The 19,617-nt window shown below is 44.7% G+C and carries 18 protein-coding genes and 1 riboswitch; of the genes, 1 reads left to right on the top strand and 17 read right to left on the bottom strand.

Features of this window, described 5'->3' with window-relative positions; translation table 11 throughout:
- Nucleotides 1-92 precede the first annotated feature (92 nt).
- The 7 genes from gltS to punC all read right to left on the bottom strand — a co-directional run bounded on the left by gltS (nt 93) and on the right by punC (nt 7,467).
- On the bottom strand, nt 93-1,316 hold the full coding sequence (gltS, locus tag AC2204_RS04825; RefSeq protein ID WP_318924354.1) for a sodium/glutamate symporter: 1,224 nt from the start codon (nt 1,314-1,316) through the stop codon (nt 93-95).
- 701 nt (nt 1,317-2,017) lie between these two features.
- Complete coding sequence (locus tag AC2204_RS04830; RefSeq protein ID WP_318924355.1) at nt 2,018-2,356, bottom strand: hypothetical protein; 339 nt, start codon at nt 2,354-2,356, stop codon at nt 2,018-2,020.
- A 296-nt stretch (nt 2,357-2,652) separates the two neighbouring features.
- Nucleotides 2,653-3,324 (bottom strand): arginine ABC transporter permease ArtM, encoded by a 672-nt coding sequence (gene artM / locus AC2204_RS04835; protein ID WP_318924356.1) that lies wholly within the window; start codon nt 3,322-3,324, stop codon nt 2,653-2,655.
- A complete protein-coding gene (artQ, locus tag AC2204_RS04840; RefSeq protein WP_318924357.1) occupies nt 3,321-4,010 on the bottom strand; it encodes an arginine ABC transporter permease ArtQ in 690 nt (229 codons plus the stop codon). Before artQ ends, artM begins: the two co-directional genes overlap by 4 nt.
- Nucleotide 4,011: 1 nt before the next feature.
- Nucleotides 4,012-4,743, bottom strand: a complete 732-nt coding sequence (locus tag AC2204_RS04845) for an arginine ABC transporter substrate-binding protein (RefSeq protein ID WP_318924358.1) — start codon at nt 4,741-4,743, stop codon at nt 4,012-4,014.
- Nucleotides 4,744-4,935: 192 nt separating this feature from the next.
- Entirely contained in the window at nt 4,936-5,664 is a 729-nt protein-coding gene (gene artP / locus AC2204_RS04850) for an arginine ABC transporter ATP-binding protein ArtP (RefSeq protein ID WP_318924359.1), read from the bottom strand.
- A gap of 594 nt (nt 5,665-6,258) precedes the next feature.
- Complete coding sequence (gene punC / locus AC2204_RS04855) at nt 6,259-7,467, bottom strand: purine nucleoside transporter PunC (protein WP_318924360.1); 1,209 nt, start codon at nt 7,465-7,467, stop codon at nt 6,259-6,261.
- A 106-nt stretch (nt 7,468-7,573) separates the two neighbouring features.
- On the opposite strand from punC, the gene punR reads away from it, so the two are divergent.
- Nucleotides 7,574-8,476: a DNA-binding transcriptional activator PunR gene (punR, locus tag AC2204_RS04860; RefSeq protein ID WP_318924361.1), complete on the top strand. Its 903-nt coding sequence runs from the start codon at nt 7,574-7,576 to the stop codon at nt 8,474-8,476.
- Nucleotides 8,477-8,583: 107 nt separating this feature from the next.
- Here the strand turns inward: punR and AC2204_RS04865 are convergent, their stop codons facing one another.
- The 10 genes from AC2204_RS04865 to AC2204_RS04910 all read right to left on the bottom strand — a co-directional run bounded on the left by AC2204_RS04865 (nt 8,584) and on the right by AC2204_RS04910 (nt 19,232).
- Complete coding sequence (locus AC2204_RS04865) at nt 8,584-9,126, bottom strand: hypothetical protein (RefSeq protein WP_318924362.1); 543 nt, start codon at nt 9,124-9,126, stop codon at nt 8,584-8,586.
- Nucleotides 9,127-9,275: 149 nt separating this feature from the next.
- Nucleotides 9,276-9,884 carry a CDP-alcohol phosphatidyltransferase family protein gene (locus tag AC2204_RS04870; RefSeq protein WP_318924363.1) on the bottom strand — a complete coding sequence of 203 codons (609 nt, stop codon included), beginning with the start codon at nt 9,882-9,884 and terminating at the stop codon, nt 9,276-9,278.
- On the bottom strand, nt 9,877-10,527 hold the full coding sequence (locus AC2204_RS04875; RefSeq protein WP_318924364.1) for an ATP-binding cassette domain-containing protein: 651 nt from the start codon (nt 10,525-10,527) through the stop codon (nt 9,877-9,879). Before AC2204_RS04875 ends, AC2204_RS04870 begins: the two co-directional genes overlap by 8 nt.
- The gene (locus AC2204_RS04880; protein ID WP_318924365.1) at nt 10,493-12,202 is read right to left on the bottom strand and encodes an ABC transporter permease; all 1,710 of its coding nucleotides are present in this window, start codon (nt 12,200-12,202) and stop codon (nt 10,493-10,495) included. The genes AC2204_RS04875 and AC2204_RS04880 overlap by 35 nt, the downstream gene beginning before the upstream one ends.
- 184 nt (nt 12,203-12,386) lie before the next feature.
- On the bottom strand, nt 12,387-13,562 hold the full coding sequence (locus AC2204_RS04885) for an ABC transporter substrate-binding protein (RefSeq protein WP_318924366.1): 1,176 nt from the start codon (nt 13,560-13,562) through the stop codon (nt 12,387-12,389).
- Nucleotides 13,559-15,838, bottom strand: a complete 2,280-nt coding sequence (locus tag AC2204_RS04890) for an FAD-dependent oxidoreductase (RefSeq protein WP_318924367.1) — start codon at nt 15,836-15,838, stop codon at nt 13,559-13,561. Before AC2204_RS04890 ends, AC2204_RS04885 begins: the two co-directional genes overlap by 4 nt.
- Nucleotides 15,839-15,851: 13 nt before the next feature.
- Nucleotides 15,852-16,439 carry a carboxymuconolactone decarboxylase family protein gene (locus AC2204_RS04895; RefSeq protein ID WP_318924368.1) on the bottom strand — a complete coding sequence of 196 codons (588 nt, stop codon included), beginning with the start codon at nt 16,437-16,439 and terminating at the stop codon, nt 15,852-15,854.
- A 119-nt stretch (nt 16,440-16,558) separates the two neighbouring features.
- Nucleotides 16,559-16,831 (bottom strand): hypothetical protein, encoded by a 273-nt coding sequence (locus AC2204_RS04900; protein WP_318924369.1) that lies wholly within the window; start codon nt 16,829-16,831, stop codon nt 16,559-16,561.
- 341 nt (nt 16,832-17,172) lie between these two features.
- A complete protein-coding gene (locus AC2204_RS04905) occupies nt 17,173-17,763 on the bottom strand; it encodes a TfoX/Sxy family DNA transformation protein (RefSeq protein WP_318924370.1) in 591 nt (196 codons plus the stop codon).
- Between the two features lie 122 nt (nt 17,764-17,885).
- Nucleotides 17,886-17,992: riboswitch (cyclic di-GMP riboswitch) on the bottom strand.
- A 235-nt stretch (nt 17,993-18,227) separates the two neighbouring features.
- Nucleotides 18,228-19,232, bottom strand: coding sequence for a substrate-binding domain-containing protein (locus AC2204_RS04910; RefSeq protein ID WP_318924371.1), 1,005 nt, complete (start codon nt 19,230-19,232; stop codon nt 18,228-18,230).
- Nucleotides 19,233-19,617 lie beyond the last annotated feature (385 nt).

The following is a 19,617-nucleotide window of genomic DNA, read 5'->3' on the forward strand; positions in this document are numbered from 1 at the left end:
GTCATCAGTATCTTGTTAGTGATGGAGAAATAGAGAATAGGATGCTTGAAAGGTCGAGAGTGACAACGTCACTCTCGATGGTATTGATCAGATTATTGAATAAAGCTGAGGTAGCCTTGAAGAACGATCAGGTTGGTAATATCAATAAAGAACGCACCAACAATAGGGACCACCATAAAGGCTTGTGGTGAAGGTCCGTTGCGCGAAACCAAAGAGCCCATATTCATAACTGCTGTCGGTGTTGCCCCCATTCCGAAGCCACAATGACCTCCAGCGATGATTGCAGCATCATATGTGCGGCCCATAACCCGAAATGTCACGAAGTAGGCAAATAAAGCGAGTGTCAGAGTCTGGAATGTAAGAATAACCAACATTGGCAGTGCAAGTTCAAGTAAGTCCCAGAGTTGCAGGCTCATCAATGCCATAGCAAGGAACAGTGAAAGCGATATTGTACCGAGAGCATCGACGGTCTCTTTGTTGATTTTGTATAACTTAGACGTTTCACAAAGGTTGGTAATGAAAACGCCAACAAAGAGGGAATAGACAAAATCAGGAATACGTAACCATGAGATGCCAAAGCTATCTACAAACGTTTTAATATGTACTGCGCCCGCTACACAGACAAGCAAAATGAAGAGAACCTCGATACTGTTCTTTGACGTAATTCTGTCTTCCTCATGATCGCTGTAGGTAACAAGGTCCGGATGTTTAATATGGTGATTTTCACTGTTACCGAAGGAGGACTTCAGCTGATACTTCTTGATCAGGCGCTGAGCAACAGGACCGCCAATGATTCCCCCTACCATTAGGCCAAAGGTCGCAGAAGCCATTGAGAGCTCGAGGGTGTGCAAGCCAAAGTCTGATGCAAATGTTTGTGACCACGCTGCTCCCGTACCGTGACCGCCTGATAACGTGATTGATCCGACGATCAGACCAAGCAAAGGATCTAGGCCAAGCATGGTGCTGAGTCCGACTCCGACAGCGTTCTGGATAATAATGTATACAGTGGCTAATCCGAGAAATAGAAAAACACGAGAGCCCCCTTGAGCAAGCAGTTTATAACTTGCCGCTAAACCGACGGTAGCAAAAAACATCTGCATCAATGTGTTTTTAATACTCAGCTTAAAGGTGATATCAACGCCTTGTTGGTGAATAATTGCGATGATCACAGCAACAACAAGACCGCCTACAATAGGCTCAGGAATATTATATCTTCTCAGTACCTTAACTTTACTATTAATAAAGTAGCCAAGAAAAAGCACGATAATCGCAATGAGCAAGGATTCGAGCTCGTTAATTTGAATATTTGAGTTCATTATTCTGTCTTTTCATACTTTTCTTAATGGCTAATTTTAACGGCTAAAATGCCTTGTGCCTATATTGCTTTTTCTGGGTAAATAGTGTAGCTGTACGCGATTAGTGGTATTTTTAATGTATATCAACTGGTTTTATTGTTAATTCTGGTTGCTGATTTTGTGTGTCGCATGAGTATTGATTGTTTTTGTTTTGATGTAATGGTGGGAGGGGAGAAGAGTTGACTAATTATGTGAATAAAGTCATATATTAAGGGCGAAAAACAGTCGTTTGAGTATGGGGCTTTAGATATTTCAATGCATTATCGTTAGACTCCTTTTCATTTAATATTCATGAAATAGAAATACTCTTCAAATAGTTTTGTAATGTAATTGTTAAGCTGTGTTTTTTGTAGACAGTTATGTTTATGAAAATGAAGTATGCCCAAGATGCATATTAAGTAACCATTATATTTTTATATTCATAAAATATTTTTTATGAGAAAAATTTAAAAGTTATCGCTCCAGTATGAAATAGTTCAATAATCATACAGTTTCGATAGGGTTCCGTGATAAATAAAAAGGCAATATACGGGTTAATAAAGCGAGCCATGTACTCGACGGAAAGAAAATAGGTATTATTGCATCATATGCGCAAGAATACGTAGGATAGTTAGATTGTGTCTATAAGATCAAGCTAGTTTAATAACCAGCTTGATCCTCGGCTAGTCAGAATGTTTTCTGAGCTTTAAGTCTTTTCTTAATTGCTGGATATAATCCAGTCTTGATTGACTGACAGGTGTCGGCTGTACTTGTTTTAATTCGAGATTATAGGCTTCTTGTTCAGTGACACAGCGACCATGTATACGGACATGAGGCTTTTTGGTTTCAATCGTTGCTCGTGTCGAAGCATCATCTTGTGCTTTTGCTATGGCTTCACGCGCCTTACTCTGACCTGTCGCGTCATGTATCGCAGGCTGGCGGCGATAAGACTGCCGATTTGGAGACTGAGGTTGCTGATCACGTTGCTTAATGAAATTATCTAAATGGTCACTAAAGCTCATAGGTTGCTGCCTTATTAATGTTACCTGAATATATTAAGTCAGCTTGACGACTATTAGAAGCGCAATAATAGCTTTAGGGGGAAATATTATTGCAAACAGTAGACTCTTTGCCTTCAACTTCCTAATTTAGCATGATATTGGCTTGGCAGGGTACGTGGCTATGATTTTTGCTTGAGTACTGACATCATTCAAATGTTTCGGGGGGCGGAGCAGAACAACGAAGCCAATAGCGGTGAACTACTGGCTTTACGTTATTGCGTTGAATGGAATGAGGGTGTTACGAATAAGGGCTGGGACTAATGCGCGTTTTCAAACGCGAGGGCTTTTTTCTCGACCTTACGAAATACCAGAGTCAGAACGCCGTTAACCGTAAGGTAGAAAGCCCCCGCAACACTAAAGACAACTAATGTGTCATAGGTTTGCGCATTGATACGCTGTGCATAGCCCATAATATCCATAATCGTAATTGTGCTCGCCAACGACGTTCCTTTAAACAGCAGAATGACTTCGTTTGAATAAGCCGGAACAGCGCGGCGAACGGCAAAAGGAAGTAAGACTCTTAATGATGCCACCTTGTCCATCCCCAGAGCACGGCAAGCCTGCCATTGACCGGATGGAATCGCATCAAAGGCCCCCTTGAACAGTTGTGTACTGTACGCCGCGGTATTCAAGGCCAGAGCGAACATGGCACAGAACCAAGGCTGACTCAGCCAGTTCCATAGTATGCTTTCACGTACCGCTTCAAATTGTCCAGGTCCGTAATACACCAAAAATATTTGCACGAGTAATGGTGTGCCAGTAAATAAAGTAATGACGGCACGGCTTAGCCAGTGGATACCGGTTGTTCGCATGATTAGCGTCAGAGTCATCAAGATTGCGATAATACAACCTACAAACAGTGAAACGACGGTCAATTCAATACTGGTGAGCAGGCCTTCAAGCATTTTCCAGACATGTTGCTCATTCATGCGGTCGCTCCTTGTGATACGTGTAGGCCCTGAACGGTGAATTTCTTATCAATGACTTTTACTGCGCGTTGGGTTATTAACGTGATCACTAAATAAATGGCTGCGGCACTCGCATACCAGATAAAGCTTTCGTGCGTAGCCGCGGACGTTAACTGTGCTTGCTTGAGCAGATCGGTGACGCCGATCAGTGACACTAATGCGGTATCTTTTAGCAGCACTAACCACTGGTTGGTTAATCCGGGTAGGGCATGCCTAATCGCCTGTGGTAAAACAATCCGTGTAAAACCATGAAAGCGACTGATCCCTAATGCACGCGCGGCTTCCCGCTGCCCATTTGAAACTGCTTTTAATGCGCCCCGCAACGTTTGCGCAGCATACGAGGCAAAAATTAATGACAGCGCGATGACACCCGATAAAAATGGGCTGATTTCGACATAGTCACCGGTGATCATAAAGAATATCTGACCCGAGCCGAAAAAGATAAACAGCACCACTAATAGCTCAGGCAAACCACGAAGAACGGTTACAAATGCCGTTGTCGGCCAAGAAATAGCGCGGTGGCGCGACATCTCACCACCGGCAAACAAAACCGCTAGCACTAAGCCAGCTAATAAGCTGGTAAATGCAAGCTGAATGGTCATCCAGCTTGCTTCTACGAGCGACAAAGAGTAACCCGAAAACGCCATATTACTTACCGAAATACTTATCAAAAATAATCTGGTACTGGCCGTTAGCTTTTACTGTTTTAAGTGCAGTATTCAGCTTATCAACTAATTCCTGATCGTCCTTGTTTACCGCGATACCAAAGCCGTTACCAAAATAGGTTGTGTTGGTGACTGGCTTACCGACGTAGCTGAGCTTATCGTTGGTGTCAAACCATTCCGCGACAACAGCAGTATCACCAAACACAGAGTCGATACGGCCATTTTGCATATCAATGAAGGCATCCTGATAGCTTGCATATGGCACTGCAGTTACGTTTGTCATTTGTTCAAGCAGGAAGCTTTGGTGTGTTGAACCATTTTGTACCCCAACACGCTTGCCTTTAAGGTCGGCTTGATCGGCAATGTTGTTACCGAGGGTTACAAATGCCGCGGCATTATCGTAGTAAGCATCGGTGAAGCTAACTTGTTTGCTACGGGCTTCAGTGATGTCCATTGCAGAAATAGCTGCGTTATAACGACGGAATTTTAGTGCAGGAATTAGGCTGTCAAATGCTTGGTTATGGAAAGAGCATTTAGCCTTGATCTCATCACATAACGCGTTCGCTAAATCAACATCAAAACCTTGGATTTGATTGTTTTCATCAACGAATTCAAATGGCGCATAAGTCGCTTCCATCGCGAACTTTATCTCTTCCTGCGCAACTGCATTGGCTGAAGCCAGGCCAATTAACGTTGCTAATAAAATCTTTTTCATCGCGATACTCCGTGCGTTGTTATTTTCATCAACCATAAATTAATCAATGAAAAATCAGCTTTCAGCATGCTTTTTAAAGCGAGACTTGACGTTGTTATGTCTGCTGAAATATCTGGGCTAATAGAAATAATGAAGGTATATCAATTTATAGAACTCTCTGAATCGCCAGAGACTATGCAAATTATCTATTCATCAGTGAGTCAGGTATTCCGCAAATTCAGAGGTTGCTGGTGTATGGAACGCCTCTTTCGTGCCGTGTTCGATGATGTGTCCCTTCTCAAGGTAAAGAACATGACTTGCAATTTTTTTTGCGAATTCAACCTCATGAGTCACTACAATCTGGGTGATGCCGGTTTTACTTAGCTTGTTAATGATCTGGACGATTTGGTTGGTGATTTCCGGATCCAGCGCAGCTGTCGGCTCGTCAAAAAGCAGTACATCAGGTTTCATCATCAAAGCACGGGCAATCGCTACACGTTGCTGTTGGCCGCCAGAAAGTTGCATCGGCCAGGCATCTGCTTTATCTGCCAGTTGCAAGGTTGAAAGAATGCTCATTGCTTCTTTATGTGCGTCATCTTTATTCATTCCAGCGACTTTCACTGGGGCTTCTACTAAGTTTTCCAGTACGGTCATGTGAGGCCACAAGTTATATTGCTGAAACACCATGCCAACCTTACGGCGCAGCTTTAAACCCTCTTTTTCTTGCACCTCAGCGGCAAAGTCAAATGTTTCGTCAGCAATAGTCAGTTCACCGCTATTCGCTGTTTCCAGCAAGTTCAGTACTCGCAGTAGTGAGCTTTTGCCTGCACCACTTGGGCCTAACAGCACGAGGGTGTTTCCTGTGTGACAGGTGAAATTAACATCGTGAAGAACCTGCGTGTTGCCGTAGAATTTGTTGATACCGCGAACTTGAATACTCATGCCGTTATGCTGCATTAATTGTCACCGGATGTTTATACTACCCATGATGGGTTATTATTCAAGAAAAATGTATAAAAAATCGTTTTTGTTGCTTTTTTGTATATTAATTGTTCATTTTTCAGTGTTAATGACTGGTTTAGCCACTTTGTGTTTTTGGTATTAAATAAGCCAACACTGATACATTTATGATGAATCGTTTCGAACAATCATGGCGATAACCGCATCTCACCGGAAAAGAAAAGTACGAAAAAGATCATTTCTAATATCGGGTGATTTTCTATTATTATGATTTATATGTAATTAATCGTTTTCAGTTTAGCTGGGCTCGGGTTGTTTATCGATCTGAAACCCTGAACTATGAAAGATCTTCGTTGGCATAAATATTGACGGAGTTACTTAACGAAAACTAGTAATAAGCTGCTGTATGTTTGCTGATTACTGCTTGATCGTATGAATTGATGATGGGGCGGGAAAAGCGATTACGAGAATTTAGTCATTTCAATCGATTAAAAAAGTAAGGATTTGAGACAATAAAAAAGGCCGCCGGAAGGCAGCCTCAACTTATTATGCAAATTTTACTGTTCAGAAATGCAATTATGCAGTTTGTACCTGTTGTACTGCCTGCCGACGAGCCTGCACAACAAGTGCAAAACCAATTATTGCGACAAAACCGGCAGCGAGCATTGCAGTCGTTACCGTAATCAATCCTTTTGCCGTAAAGGCCGAAACAATGCCACTTGCAGCGAAGCAGATAATGGTCTGCAGGAAATTCAGCAAGCCAGCTGCAGTCGCGCTGCAGTTTTTGAAATCTTCCAGAGCCTGACTAACAACAATAGGGTAAATCGCCCCATTGGCAGCAGCAAGGAAGCAAAATGGGATAAGGATCGGCCAGATGGTTGTTGGCTCAGTATTGGTTGAAATAAGGAACATTACCACCACACTTGCGAAAAATAGCTTTAATAACCAAGGTAAGATCTGTTTCCCTTCGAAGTGGTTCAGCAGAGTCCGACAGCCGTAGCCACCGATAATGAAGCCAATAGTTTGTGGCGCATAACTCAAACCGATATCGGCACCTGAATAACCCATAGCTCCCATGACAAAAGGCGATCCCGTCAGGTATGCAAAGAATGCGGCAGAACAAGCCGCAAAAATAACCATATTTCCGACGAATTTTTTTGAACGTATAATTTGCTGATAATCACGGCGCAACTTAATACTTGTCTTTTCATGTGTTTTGTTTATAGGAGCACTTTCAGTCTCCTTTATTGTCATAACTGCTATAACTGCACCAAAACCTACCAGTGAAATAAAGATGCTGCGCCAGCCGAAATGACCTTCAAGTAGTGCGCCAGCCAGTGGGGCAAGCGCCGGAGATAAGGCGACAAGCGGCATGATGGTCGCAAAAATACGCTCTGATACTTTACCTTCATAGCGGTCAACAACAACAGCCTGCCAGATAACTGTGGCACTACAGGCGCCCAAGGCTTGAGTAAAACGTGCTGCCAGGAACAGTTCGACAGTCGGAGCAAAAGCACACAGTACGGATGCGATGCTAAATAGGGTCATCCCTCCCAGAAGGACTTTGATACGGCCAATTCGATCCGATAACGGGCCATAGACCAGTTGACCAAGCGCCATTCCTAACAGGAATATACTTAGGGATAAGCCAATAAGCGGCTGTGTGGTGTTGAAGTCTTCTTGAATAGTCGCAAATGCCGGTAAATACATGTCTGTCGCCAGAAAACCTAACATACTTAGGCAGGCAAACCAGCTCAGGGTGACTTTAGATGGTTGGTTTTTCATTATGGTTGAACTTTATTGAAATAACATTGCGTGCAAGTGTAGTTGTGGCTTTCCTCACTGTGAAACGGTAATATTTCAACATTGCTTTCAAAAAAATTGATTTGATATGTTTTCGTACAATGATCTGCAAGTTATTGATGTTGTTGCCAGGCGCGGCAGCTTTTCTGCTGCCGCAGAAGAATTACACAAAGTGCCAAGTGCAATCAGCTATACCGTTCGGTTAATAGAAGAGCGATTAGCGGTCGATTTATTTGTTCGCATGCACCGGCAGGTGAAATTAACGCCTGCCGGCGAGTATTTTGTCGAAGAAGCACGCAATCTTATCAAACAGATGGAACAGATGCGTTTACAGACCCAGCGGGTAGCCAACGGCTGGTCACAAAGTGTTTCGGTTGCGCTAGATACCGTTGTACGTGAAAGTCGGGTTAATACCTTGGTGCGTGACTTTTATCAGGCTTTTCCCGATGTTGAGCTGCATTTGACCATGGAGGTGTTCAATGGTGTCTGGGATGCGCTGGCGGATGGTCGTGCAGATATTGCGATTGGTGCAACAGCCGCAGTTCCTGTTGGTGGATATTTCGCTTACCGCGATATGGGGACACTATTCTGGAAATTTGTGGTCTCCAAAGATCATCCGTTAGCAAAGACTGAGCATCAACTTGGCTCTGATGAGCTTGCGCAGTATCCTGCCATCTGTATTGAAGATACATCCAGAACCTTGCCCAAACGCGTCACTTGGCTGATGGATAACCAGCGCCGTATTATGGTGCCAAACTGGCACAGTGCCATGCAATGTTTAAAGGCAGGATTAGGCGTTTGTGTGATGCCTGCGCACATGGCGATACCGCATATTGAGACCGGTGCGCTGGTAGAAAAACAGTTAATAAATAAACCGGCGGTCAGCCCGTGTTGCCTGGCCTGGAAAACCGAAAGTACGAATCCGGCACTTGAGTGGTTGCTTGATTATTTGGGTGACAGCGACCAGTTACACCGTGAATGGATGCGTTAGTCATGATGTCGAATATAGTTTCTGAACAGTTAATGGTGCAGGGGATCAGGCTCACCGTGACTTCGGGTAAAGACACCCGCTATTATAACGATAACGGGTGCTTCAGTTTACTCTTTATCTCCTAGTGGCACCATGAGGTGTCTATAGGGGGTATCTTTCCACATTACGTATGGCCCGCCCGAATTGGGATCATCGGTTATTCCCTCAAGTAACTCCTTGGGAAGAATAATCATCAAATGCGGACCTGATTCGGTATAATCCGCAGCTTTTTTAGGCTCTGGGTGATAAGGGTCTGAATTGCTGACACCAGCCCCCAGATCTCCTTGAAGCATGTAGGAAACCCCAATGCCGGTTGCTTCAAAAGGGGCTTTATTACCCACCGCGTTTAACATTGTCATCCATAATGCATCGTTACACATAGGGGCGCCGTCATTCGGCATTGTGTCTGGCATGCATGTCCAGCCATTACTGCCCTCGGCAATGACCTTACCGTTAGCCATTACAGTCGCATTTTCGCTAATGGAAGCTGGCGCGGCTGATCTTGCTTTAGCAATGATACTTGCAACGTCATCTTCAGCGAAACTGACCCCAATACCTGATGTGCATAGAATAAGCGGCAAGATAAACTTTTGTGTGAGATTGTTGACCATACTGATTCTTCCTCTTCGGTGACTTTCTCTGGCACGGCATACCATGTCAATACCGTGGCCTGAAAACTCAACTTGAAGTATAGGAGTTATTTTCAAATGCGTAAGTATGGCGAAATTCAAACTGTAGTGGCACGGGAATAAATGTTTATTCAATCTCTCAGCGTTTGATAGCCTGCCCAGATCCGTGTGGCTGTTGTAACCCAACATAAGGTGCCGAATATCCAGGCTATAGTTGAGAAATGCTGCGGAAAGAGGCAGAACAGGATGAAACAGGCAATCGTTTCCGTTCCTTCGGTCAGGCCGCCAATGTAGTAAAGCGATTTTTGTTTATAGACCAGGTTTTCGATATTGAGCTTGCTTGCCATGATGGCAAAAGAGAGGAAACTTGATCCCGTACCGATAAAGGCAAAAATTAAAAATGCACCAGCAACGGCATTAGCGCCAGGATCGGCCAGAACAAAGCCAAATGGCACCATCGAATAGAAAAGAAAATCGAGGGTGATATCAAGGAAACCACCGCAATCGGTGATGCCTTGTCGACGGGCTATTGCACCATCTAAACCATCAAACAATCGGTTAATGAGAATAAAAGCCAAAGCCCAGTCATATTGCTGAAAGGCGAGGGCAGGCAGTGCCAGTAATCCCAGTAAGAATCCGGTTATTGTTACCTGATTCGCGGTGATCCCAATTTTATCCGGTAGGGCTGCAGCCGATTGTAAAGGCCTGCGAATCATTTTAATGGCATAACGATCAATCATGACGAGACTCCTTATTCCAGGGCCAGCGCAATACATTACCACCTTCGGGAATATCATCATCATCATGGGTGACCATCAGCGCTGGAATGTTCTGTGCTTTTATTTGCTCAAAGACAAATTGACGGAAAGCGGTTCGTAATTCCTTATCTAACTTGCTGAAAGGCTCATCAAGTAAAACCGCTTCGGGCTTAGCCAGTAAGGTACGCATCAGGCTGATGCGGGCTCGTTGACCGCCTGATATTTCTGTTGGCATATGATTTGCAAGCTCTTCTAATCCAATTTGTTGCAGGGTTGCAATGGCATGTTTTTTCCGGTCACTTCTCTTTATGTTCCGGGACAGGCCGAAGGCCAGGTTTTCCCAGATGTTAAGATGAGGGAAGAGCAGATCATCCTGAAATAAAATTCCAATCCGTCGTTGATCCGGTTCCAGTTCATTCATTGAACGGTTATTCAGCGAGATTTTTCCCTGCAGGGTAAACGTCGGACTTAAATGCCCCGCAACCGCACTGAGCAGGCTGGATTTACCACAGCCACTTGGTCCCATTAAGGTTAATACTTCACCTTGATTGACGCTAAAGGTCACAGACGAAATAAGCGGCACAGTGCCGTTACTTATAGTGAGGTTTTCCACAGATAAGGTCATCCGTGTTGGTACTCCGTTGTTGCTGACTGCGAGAGGAATAGCTTCCTGAGAAGCGACTGGCAATAAGCGCTAGGGTAAAGAAAGTTAAGGGTAATAACCCTTGTAATAATCCGTAAATTGCACTGACTCGGCGATCCTGCCCGCTGGCTAATGCCACGGCTTCGGTTGTTAATGTCGAGATACGTCCCGCACCTAAGATTTGGGTTGGCAGATACTGTGCCAGGCTCACACTTATCCCAACGGCAAGAGCCAGCCAGATAGCCGGCATCATGAGTGGACGCTTTACTCGCCACCAGGCAGACCACGCACTTAAGCCCAAACTGCGGGCAGACTGTTCCAGTCGAATATCATAGGTTCGCCATGGCCCGTCTAATGCCAGATAAAGATATGGATAAACGAAAAGAACGTGGCTCCATATTACCCATAACCAAAAGTGCTGGTCGGTAAACAGGTAAGTGGAAACCTGAATGCCGAATAAGAGAGAAAGCTGGGGGATCACCATCGCGAAGGCGATAAGCCAGGTTGGGATTCCTCGCTGGTACTTTTGCCGGTGTTCCAGACAGCCGATAGCCAGCACCAATGCGATAAGTGCACTGCTAAATGCCAGCAAAATACTATTGGATACCAGCTGTATCAATGATTCGCTTTCTTGTTGCCAGAAACGTGTGCTATAGCGGCTGGGCAGCAGATCAGGAAAGCGCCATCGTTGGGCAAAAGACCAGACGATCAGGACGGGAACCACAATGACAGGCACAATTGTAAAGGGCCAGTGCAAGTAAGCACCGCGTAAGACTGATTTCTTCTGTTTGGATGACGGGCCTGAATATTGCCATTGGCGCTTAATATCGAAGAGCAGCCATTCGATCAGACGAGCCAGTGCTAATACGCCGAAAGCAAGCACAAGCAATATGATAGCACCGACCGCTGCCCGGGGGATCTGGGTAAGATCGGGTTCACTGAACCACTGCCAGACTAATATCGCTAATGTTGGCGGGCGTGATGGCCCTAAGATCATAGCGATATCAACCACGGACAGGCCATAGGCTAATACGGCGTAGATCGGCATCCGCATTTTAGGCAACCACTGCGGTAAAATGACTTTCAGCCAGCTCTCGCGGTGGCTATAGCCCAGACCGGAAGCAACCGCCTGTAATTGATTCAAGCGTATTTGATGGAGTACTGAAACGCTCATTAACAATAGAAAAGGGGTTTCTTTAATTGCCAGCGCCAGCATCAGTCCAATGCCATACGGATCTTGAGTGAAAGCAAACAGCGATGCTGTGTCGATGCCTGCCGTTTCAGCAAGGCGGAATAGCCATCCTGTCGGGGAGAATGTAAAGGCAAAACCAATGGCAAATGCGACATGAGGCAGCGCCAGCATAGGTGCGATCAGATGCTCAATTCGCTGCCAGCGCGAACTGTTCCAGTTTGCCTGTAAAATCAGAAAGCAAAATGTGGTTGCCAGTATTGTGCTGCCGACACCCGAAATCAGTGTCAGTAATATGGACCGGCTCAGCCCCGGCCAGTGCAAGGCCGAGGAAAATGCAGACAGGTTTGGGGAATCTAAGCCAAGTGCGGGTAACCAGGAAAACGCTGGGATCGCAATGCCGATGACCCCGGGTAATAAGGGCAGTGCACATATCGCAATGGTTGCCAGGTATAGAAAACGGATCATGGCAGACTCAAAGCGTAAGTGATCTGAGTCGGGTATAAAAATAATAGTGCATATGTATCCGTGGTCTTCCTGATGCCTGATGAATAATGAGAAAGAGTGCCGAGTTTGCAGGATCTCGACACTCGTATTCTAGTTTTACTTTTTACTTTTTACTTTTTACTTTTTACTTTTTACTTGTCTAGAATTAATGCCCGTACCGGCGCTGCCATTCTTGTTCAATGGCTGTCAGCCAGCTTGGGTGAGGCTCGGCAACGGGTTTGAATAATGCAAAACCTCGGCTACCACTATCCAGAGCTTCTTCTTTCAGCACCGAAGGATCACCCCAGATGCTGGTATTGGCTTTTCGTCCTTGAGCTTCAGGGCTCAGTAAAAAATTAATTGCTACCAGAGCACCCTCTTTTGCGGACGCATTCCATGGAATGGCTAAAAAATGAATATTCGATAGTGCCCCTTGGTTGAAGGCGTAAGCCTGAGCGGTTTCTGCCAGCGTACCGTGCTCGATCGCGGCATTAGCTGCATTGGGGTTGAATGTAATGGCTAATAGTAGCTGCCGATCATCCAATAATTGAATGGTTTCGGTTGTACCTGACGGAAAACGTCGACCTTGTTGCCATGCGACCGGATGAAACTGGTCAAGGTACTGCCATAATGGTGCTGTAACCCGCTCAAAGCGTGATTTATCTTTATTCAGTTCAATGGGTTGATAAAGCGCGGGCCTGTCATTCGTCAGCTCAATTAATGCCGCTTTTAAGAAACTGCTGCCATGAAATTCAGGTGGCTGAGGATAACTGACTTTACCGGGAAATGCTTTCGCCAGGCTCAGTAGCTCAGAAAAACTTTGCGGTGGATTATTCAGGGTTTGTTTATCATGAATGAAAACAAGCTGTCCAACCCCCCAGGGGGCTTCTAATCCTTCCGTTGGTTCGGTGAAATCTTCAAAAACCGGCAAGCGCTGATCAACATATTGCCAGTTGGGGAGTTGATCGACAAAAGGTCCGAACAATAACTTTCCTTGTTTCATCGAACGAAAGTTCTCGCCATTGATCCAAACCAGATCGACACTGCCGTCGCTGTCTTTACCGGCCGTCTTTTCAGCCAGTAACCGTTGGGTGGTTTCTGCAATATCAGCCACTTTCACATGCTTAAGTGTGACGTTGTAACGCTGTTTAAGTTGCTTCGCTGACCAGCGCAAATAGTCGTTAATTTCCTGGCTGCCACCCCAGGCATTAAAGTAGACCGTTTGCCCGTTCGCCTTACTTTCAATACTCTGCCATTGCTCCGGCGGCTGAGGGGAAGCTTGTTCCGCACTTACAAAACTGCAGGCTAGCGATAGTGCCAGCCCCATAACTAGTTTTTTCATTGAACGTCCTTATTCTCGTTTAATGCTGTCACTGATTTAATGCTTACTGATTCTTCTGCGTTGACTGTTTGTCTCTTTATTATATCTGACTGGTTTTCTTCTGAGGCTTTTTGGTGCCGCATCCAGGTGTGGTACTTTTTCACCCAGGCTAACAGTACCTGGGGGGCATTTTCCTGTTTCCAGACACCAGCTGCATACTTATTGGCTTCGCTCATAGTCGGGTAGGGATGAACCGTTCCCAGTATTTTATTCAACCCCAATCCGTGACGCATGGCTAAGGTAAATTCAGTAAGTAGCTCACCGGCATTATGGCTTACAATTGTTGCGCCGAGGATTTTGTCTCTGCCTTTCGGAGTGATCACTTTGATAAAACCATAATTTTCGCCGTCTGTGATCGCCCGATCAAGATCGTCGATGCCATAAGTAACCACTTGATAGCTGATCCCTCGGTGTTGTGCTTCTTTCTCGTTAATACCGACTCTGGCAATTTCGGGGGAGGTGTAAGTTACTGCGGGCAATACGGAATAATCGGCTTTGAACTTCTTAAACTGACCAAACAAACCGTTGACGGCGGCATACCATGCCTGGTGTGCCGCTGCGTGGGTTAACTGAAAAGGTCCCGACACATCACCGACGGCAAAAATATTAGGATATTTGGTTTGCAGGTAATCGTTCACCTCTACGGTGCCACGCTCTGTTGTCGCAATACCGAGCCGTTCAAGACCAAACCCCTGAACATTTGCTACGCGACCAAGAGCAAGCATGACGGCATCAAATTCAATAGCGACCTGTTTACCGTTGTTTTCCAGATAAGCGCGTTGAACAAGTGTTTCATTATTTTGGGTGAGTCCTTTAGCTGTAACGGACTCGAAGCGTATCGCTTTATGGCCAAGTCTGATATCAACACCATCCTTGAGCATGCTTGCTTTGACTAAAAGCGAGGCGTCGGCATCTTCGCGAATGAGTAATTGCTCTGCCATTTCAACGATGGTGACCTTGCTACCTAAACGACTAAAGCTCTGTGCGAGCTCACAGCCAATCGGGCCCCCACCCAGAACTAACAAGCGTTTTGGCTGCTCTTTGAGAGACCAGATTGTTTCCGACGTTAAGTAATTAACATCTTGCAGTCCCGGAATGTTAGGGACCAATGGACGGGCACCTGTTGCGATAACAATATTACGGGTGGTGATGCGCTTGCCATTGACTTCTACTTCCCATGGGGAAAGGATTTGTGCTTCGCCTTTGACACAGTTGACCCCCAATTTGGAGTAACGTTCGACTGAGTCGTGGGGTTCGATTTTCGCGATAACGTTATGAACCCGAGCCATCACCTGTTGAAAATTGACCTGTGGCTTGTCAGTAGTAATACCAAATTCATGGGCACGAGCAATTTCAGCCATGGCATGTGCCGCGCGGATAATGGCTTTCGATGGCACACACCCGGTATTGAGGCAGTCCCCCCCCATTTGATGCTTTTCGATAAGTGTGACTTCGGCTTTAACCGCGGCGGCAATATAAGCGCTGACTAAGCCGCCGGCACCCGCACCAATAACCACCATGTTCTGATCAAATTGATCAGGACGCTGCCAGTCAGCATATACACGACGCTGACTAATAATCTTCATGATGATCTTAGCAACGAGAGGGAATACACCCAGCAGCGCAAGAGAGGCTAATACAGGCGCTGAAATAATACCGCTTAATGTTTCAATTTCGCCTAACTGAGTACCCGCATTGATGTACACCACGGTACCTGCCAGCATACCCAACTGACTCACGACGTAAAACATACGGGTACTCAACGGGGTTAAACCCATTAACAGGTTTACCACAAAGAATGGAAACACGGGAATTAAACGCAGGGTGAACAGGTAGAAGGCTCCGTCTTTTTCGATGCCGGCATTAATCGGAGCAATACGACTGCCGAATTTCGTTTGTACCCAGTCACGTAAAATAAAACGGCTGAATAAAAACGCCAGGGTAGCGCCAATCGAACTGGCAAATGATACCAGCACTAAGCTCCACCAGAAACCAAATAATGCAGCACCTAACAGCGTCATGATAGCGGCACCAGGCAGTGACAGAGCGGTTACAATCACATAAACGGAAAAGTACACCAGACTCGATAACAGAGGTTGTTCGGCAATCGTATCTTTTAACGCTAGTTGCTGAGCCTTAGCTTGTTCCAGGGTAAAGTATTGCCCCAAATCAAATGCGAACCAAAGTGCTATCAGGGTGAAAATTGTAACGAGGAGCAAGCGTTTTTTTCTATCCATGAGACACCTCTTGCTATTTAATTTGTGATTCAGCTGTTGATGAGTCCTGCTCATCGTTAACTTGTATCGGTAAAGAGCACAGTTCTTGCGAAGGAACATCAAGTGCGGTATTAAATTTGGCGGATAAGTTCTGGAATGCCGCTAATGCCGTTAACTCGACAATACTATCTTCATCAAACCACTTTTTAAGATCAACGAGCATTTCTTCGCTAATGCGTTGGCCCGTAACCGTCATCGCTTCGACATAGGTTAAAACAATCTGCTCTTGCTCGGTGAATAATTCACTTTGCTGCCAGTGGGCAAGGGCCTTGATTTTTTCGACAGAGTTACAGCGTTCGGCGAGTTTCATACCGTTGGCATCAACACAGAAGGCACAATCGTTGAGTTGTGACACACGAACACAAACTAGAGAGCGGATAACGGGAGAAAGCGGTGATGATTTTCGGTCGAGAAAACCAAAGAAAGCCGCAACGAGCCAGAACAGTGCCGGACGCCTTCCCCAAAGCAGGGCAGGATTTAACACTTTCCCGTAATGGCGCTTTTGAAGCCAAAGTAATGGTTTGATAAAAATAGAGTAACGAGGCTTAACGGAAATACGCACTTTGGACCCTTATTGCTGTAGTTGTTTGGCATAACGCAATGCTATACCAACGTAGCAACAAAGACCGGGCTAAGGGTATGAATATTTCAGGAATTTATGAAATTGTTCTTATAATTCGATTAGTTGGTGGTTATTTCAACACTTCGGATCTCAACTTGCTGTGCAACCTGAGGATCAGATTGTTCTGTGGCGAGTAAGTAGCCGCAGGCCACGACAGGAATTAAAGCGAACAACATGGTTTTACCTATATGGTAATTACGGTACCAGTATTTTTTAGCCCTTATCTTAAGGATTAATCCCCAAAACAGCATTAACAGGTTAAAGGCAGCAATGATGGTAAGAATGTCATACAGCAGATCTAACGGTGCAAGCTGGTTGTAAACAAAAAACATTGCCACAAACGGAGGAAGCAAACTGATAAAAATCAAACTGCGAAGTAGTTTGGGCCACTTACAAAATTTGTCTTTAAATATGTGATCTGTTTGACCTGGGAAAGGCTTGGAGCAGAACATAGCAACCTCTCAGTAAATAATACCGGCCTGATTTTACAAACATTAATATCAATTGACAGCTTATTGATGCATTTATGAGCATCTTTGTGAGAGGGGTTCAATATTTGACACTGATAGATAGATGGCGTTATGAGTCTTATTGTATAAACGGTTTTGGGGGAAGAGAGTTGAGAAGTGTGATTAAAAAAGAGGCGTGATACGCCTCTTTGATGGTTAATTGTTTATGGTAACTCAGACAATAATTCGGTACGTCGCTGTTCTGTAATAACAGACCAATGTTTACCACTGATCGCACCTTCCAATGCCCATAACAACTCGACATTTAATGACTCTTGATGCGTTTGCTGTAAGGCTTTGTAAGCATCAAGTGCGCCAAGATCAAAAAGTTGTTCGATAGTATCAATGCCTGCTTTCTTTAACATTCGTTCATTGGCTAAACGTAGGTTCGGAAGGTCTTTAATACGATTAGGCCCGGTATTGCTTTTGGTTTCTTTATCTTGTTGGGCTGCTGCTAGAGAGCGTTTTGCCTGACTGAGAATTTTACTTGTGTCATTCCACCATTGTTCAGGAATCGCATAATGCTTCGTGACAACAGGAAATCCGCGCTTCTTGTACACATATGGTTCAAGGCCGGCCTCCTTAAATTCTTGCTCATTATCGGCGTTTGCACGCAAGTGTAATTTATCATTCACTACAAGAGCGAACATAGTTTCACCGGCGAAAATACCAAAACCGCCAAACATTGAGCGTGACCTGATACAATCTAAACAGTCAAATAATTTTAGTGAATCTTTTAGTACTGATTTATCCATGCTTCTTCTCGGTGAAAAAATACTTTGAGTCACCTAACATCTGAGCGATGAAGAGATTAGCAGGTTACCTGATAGTTTTGTCAAATGTGTGTGAGAATTTGACCATATCAGAGCAAAAATCCATCGGTAACCCCGCTACCATAAGTTAAGTAAGTTATTAATAAACTACTTGGCTTTTAGGCCGGAAGCTTTGCGTCCCACTCTTTCGCGTGGTTTGCCTTGTTCGTGACGGGACAAATATTATCGTAGATAAGACACTTCTTCAAGTGTTTAAAAATGCGATCTTGATTTGAGTTATTTTCTTTTTTATGTGCTACGGGCATACAAAAAAGGGCATTAGTTATATTTATTGCATGTATTTGTTTGGGTTAATCGATCAGTTTTTATGATGGTAGATTAATAGCTAAAAAGCCGACAAATGATGACATGTCGGCTTTTATTGTATGTTACCGGGATCAGCGGGTTCAGTTTAAATCTTTGACAGATTTCCGGATCACTAATTGAGGCTCCATCTCAAATATACGACGGGCATGACTCTTATTTTTCATGCGTTCCATCAAAATTTCGACAGCCGTTTTACCTAAGCGGCGTTTGGGCTGGTGGATTGTGGTCAACGGTGGTGAAAAATAGGGTGCTAGTTCAATGTTGTCGTAACCGATGATAGAAATATCGCCAGGTACGCGTATACCGGCCTGCTCAAAAGTACTGATCAGCGCCATGGCCATAATGTCGTTGAAACAAAAGATGGCAGTAGGGCGCTCTTTCATTGCAATATACTGGTTAGCCGCGACAACAGCAGACTCACATTCAAAATCGCCTTCGAGAATCCAATCTTCATTCACGGTCAGATTGGCTTCTGCCATTGCTTTTTTAAAACCTTTCAAACGCTCACGGCACGTTATTTTATCAATATGACCTGACAGACAGCCAATTTTAACATGCCCATGCTCGATAAAATGCTTGGTAGCAATGTAGCCACCAAATTCAGCATTATCCTGAATCTTATCAGTATGTGGGCTTTCCGGGCCCCAGTCCATGATCACCATTGGCAGATCACTTTTACGTTCAAGCAGATCAAGTAGCACTTGATCGAGATCAGAACACATAACAAGCAACCCATCAACACGCTTTTCAGCTAGCATGCGCAGGTAGTCACGTTGCTTAGATAAGTTACCTTCGGTATTACAAAGGATCAGGGTGTAGCCTTCCTTATAGCAATACTCTTCAACACCATGAACGAGTTCAGCAAAAAACGGGTTGGTTGATTTGGTTACCAACATCCCAATGGTGCGAGTCGTATTGCACTTGAGGCTTCGTGCTACGGCACTGGGTGCGTAGTTGAGTTCATCAACGGCGGCCAGTACTTTTTTCTGTGTTGCTTCTGCCACGAAGCGAGTTTTGTTGATCACGTGAGAAACTGTTGTGGTCGACACGCCAGCCATACGTGCAACATCTTTAATCGTTGCCATATTTATTCTTCTAATAATTGTAAGTCAGAGGTCTTATCCGACCGATTCTTAACTGATACCAAATTGAGTAACTACGCAACCGTCAATTACCTATTTATTCAATTTGGTACGATAGATATTTCACAAAGTATAAAACGTCAAAAAGCCGCTTCTCTAACGGGCGGCGTAGTATTTTTGTTAGCCCCAAAAGGCGTTTCACTGTGTAATCGCTTGCGCTCACATTTTACTGAGTGTAGCGCACAGTGCAACATTTCTGTTTACCAAGAGGAAATTACTTGATAGACATCAACAATTTTTATGCGATTTCAATAAACTAGGCTCATAACAATGTACCGATAAATACGGTTTGATCGTTTTTGTGAAAGGCTATTACTTGGCTTTTTTG

It is taken from the genome of Photobacterium sp. (genome assembly GCF_057456235.1).

What these genes read in the sequence shown, in the direction of transcription:
- AC2204_RS04905 (WP_318924370.1), bottom strand. Translation starts at nt 17,763, where the DNA reads ATGGATAAATCAGTACTAAAAGATTCACTAAAATTATTTGACTGTTTA.
- AC2204_RS04900 (WP_318924369.1), bottom strand. Translation starts at nt 16,831, where the DNA reads ATGTTTTTTGTTTACAACCAGCTTGCACCGTTAGATCTGCTGTATGAC.
- gltS (WP_318924354.1), bottom strand. Translation starts at nt 1,316, where the DNA reads ATGAACTCAAATATTCAAATTAACGAGCTCGAATCCTTGCTCATTGCG.
- AC2204_RS04910 (WP_318924371.1), bottom strand. Translation starts at nt 19,232, where the DNA reads ATGGCAACGATTAAAGATGTTGCACGTATGGCTGGCGTGTCGACCACA.
- artM (WP_318924356.1), bottom strand. Translation starts at nt 3,324, where the DNA reads ATGAATGAGCAACATGTCTGGAAAATGCTTGAAGGCCTGCTCACCAGT.
- artP (WP_318924359.1), bottom strand. Translation starts at nt 5,664, where the DNA reads ATGAGTATTCAAGTTCGCGGTATCAACAAATTCTACGGCAACACGCAG.
- punC (WP_318924360.1), bottom strand. Translation starts at nt 7,467, where the DNA reads ATGAAAAACCAACCATCTAAAGTCACCCTGAGCTGGTTTGCCTGCCTA.
- AC2204_RS04870 (WP_318924363.1), bottom strand. Translation starts at nt 9,884, where the DNA reads ATGATTGATCGTTATGCCATTAAAATGATTCGCAGGCCTTTACAATCG.
- AC2204_RS04845 (WP_318924358.1), bottom strand. Translation starts at nt 4,743, where the DNA reads ATGAAAAAGATTTTATTAGCAACGTTAATTGGCCTGGCTTCAGCCAAT.
- AC2204_RS04830 (WP_318924355.1), bottom strand. Translation starts at nt 2,356, where the DNA reads ATGAGCTTTAGTGACCATTTAGATAATTTCATTAAGCAACGTGATCAG.
- AC2204_RS04880 (WP_318924365.1), bottom strand. Translation starts at nt 12,202, where the DNA reads ATGATCCGTTTTCTATACCTGGCAACCATTGCGATATGTGCACTGCCC.
- AC2204_RS04890 (WP_318924367.1), bottom strand. Translation starts at nt 15,838, where the DNA reads ATGGATAGAAAAAAACGCTTGCTCCTCGTTACAATTTTCACCCTGATA.
- AC2204_RS04885 (WP_318924366.1), bottom strand. Translation starts at nt 13,562, where the DNA reads ATGAAAAAACTAGTTATGGGGCTGGCACTATCGCTAGCCTGCAGTTTT.
- AC2204_RS04865 (WP_318924362.1), bottom strand. Translation starts at nt 9,126, where the DNA reads ATGGTCAACAATCTCACACAAAAGTTTATCTTGCCGCTTATTCTATGC.
- artQ (WP_318924357.1), bottom strand. Translation starts at nt 4,010, where the DNA reads ATGGCGTTTTCGGGTTACTCTTTGTCGCTCGTAGAAGCAAGCTGGATG.
- AC2204_RS04875 (WP_318924364.1), bottom strand. Translation starts at nt 10,527, where the DNA reads ATGACCTTATCTGTGGAAAACCTCACTATAAGTAACGGCACTGTGCCG.
- punR (WP_318924361.1), top strand. Translation starts at nt 7,574, where the DNA reads ATGTTTTCGTACAATGATCTGCAAGTTATTGATGTTGTTGCCAGGCGC.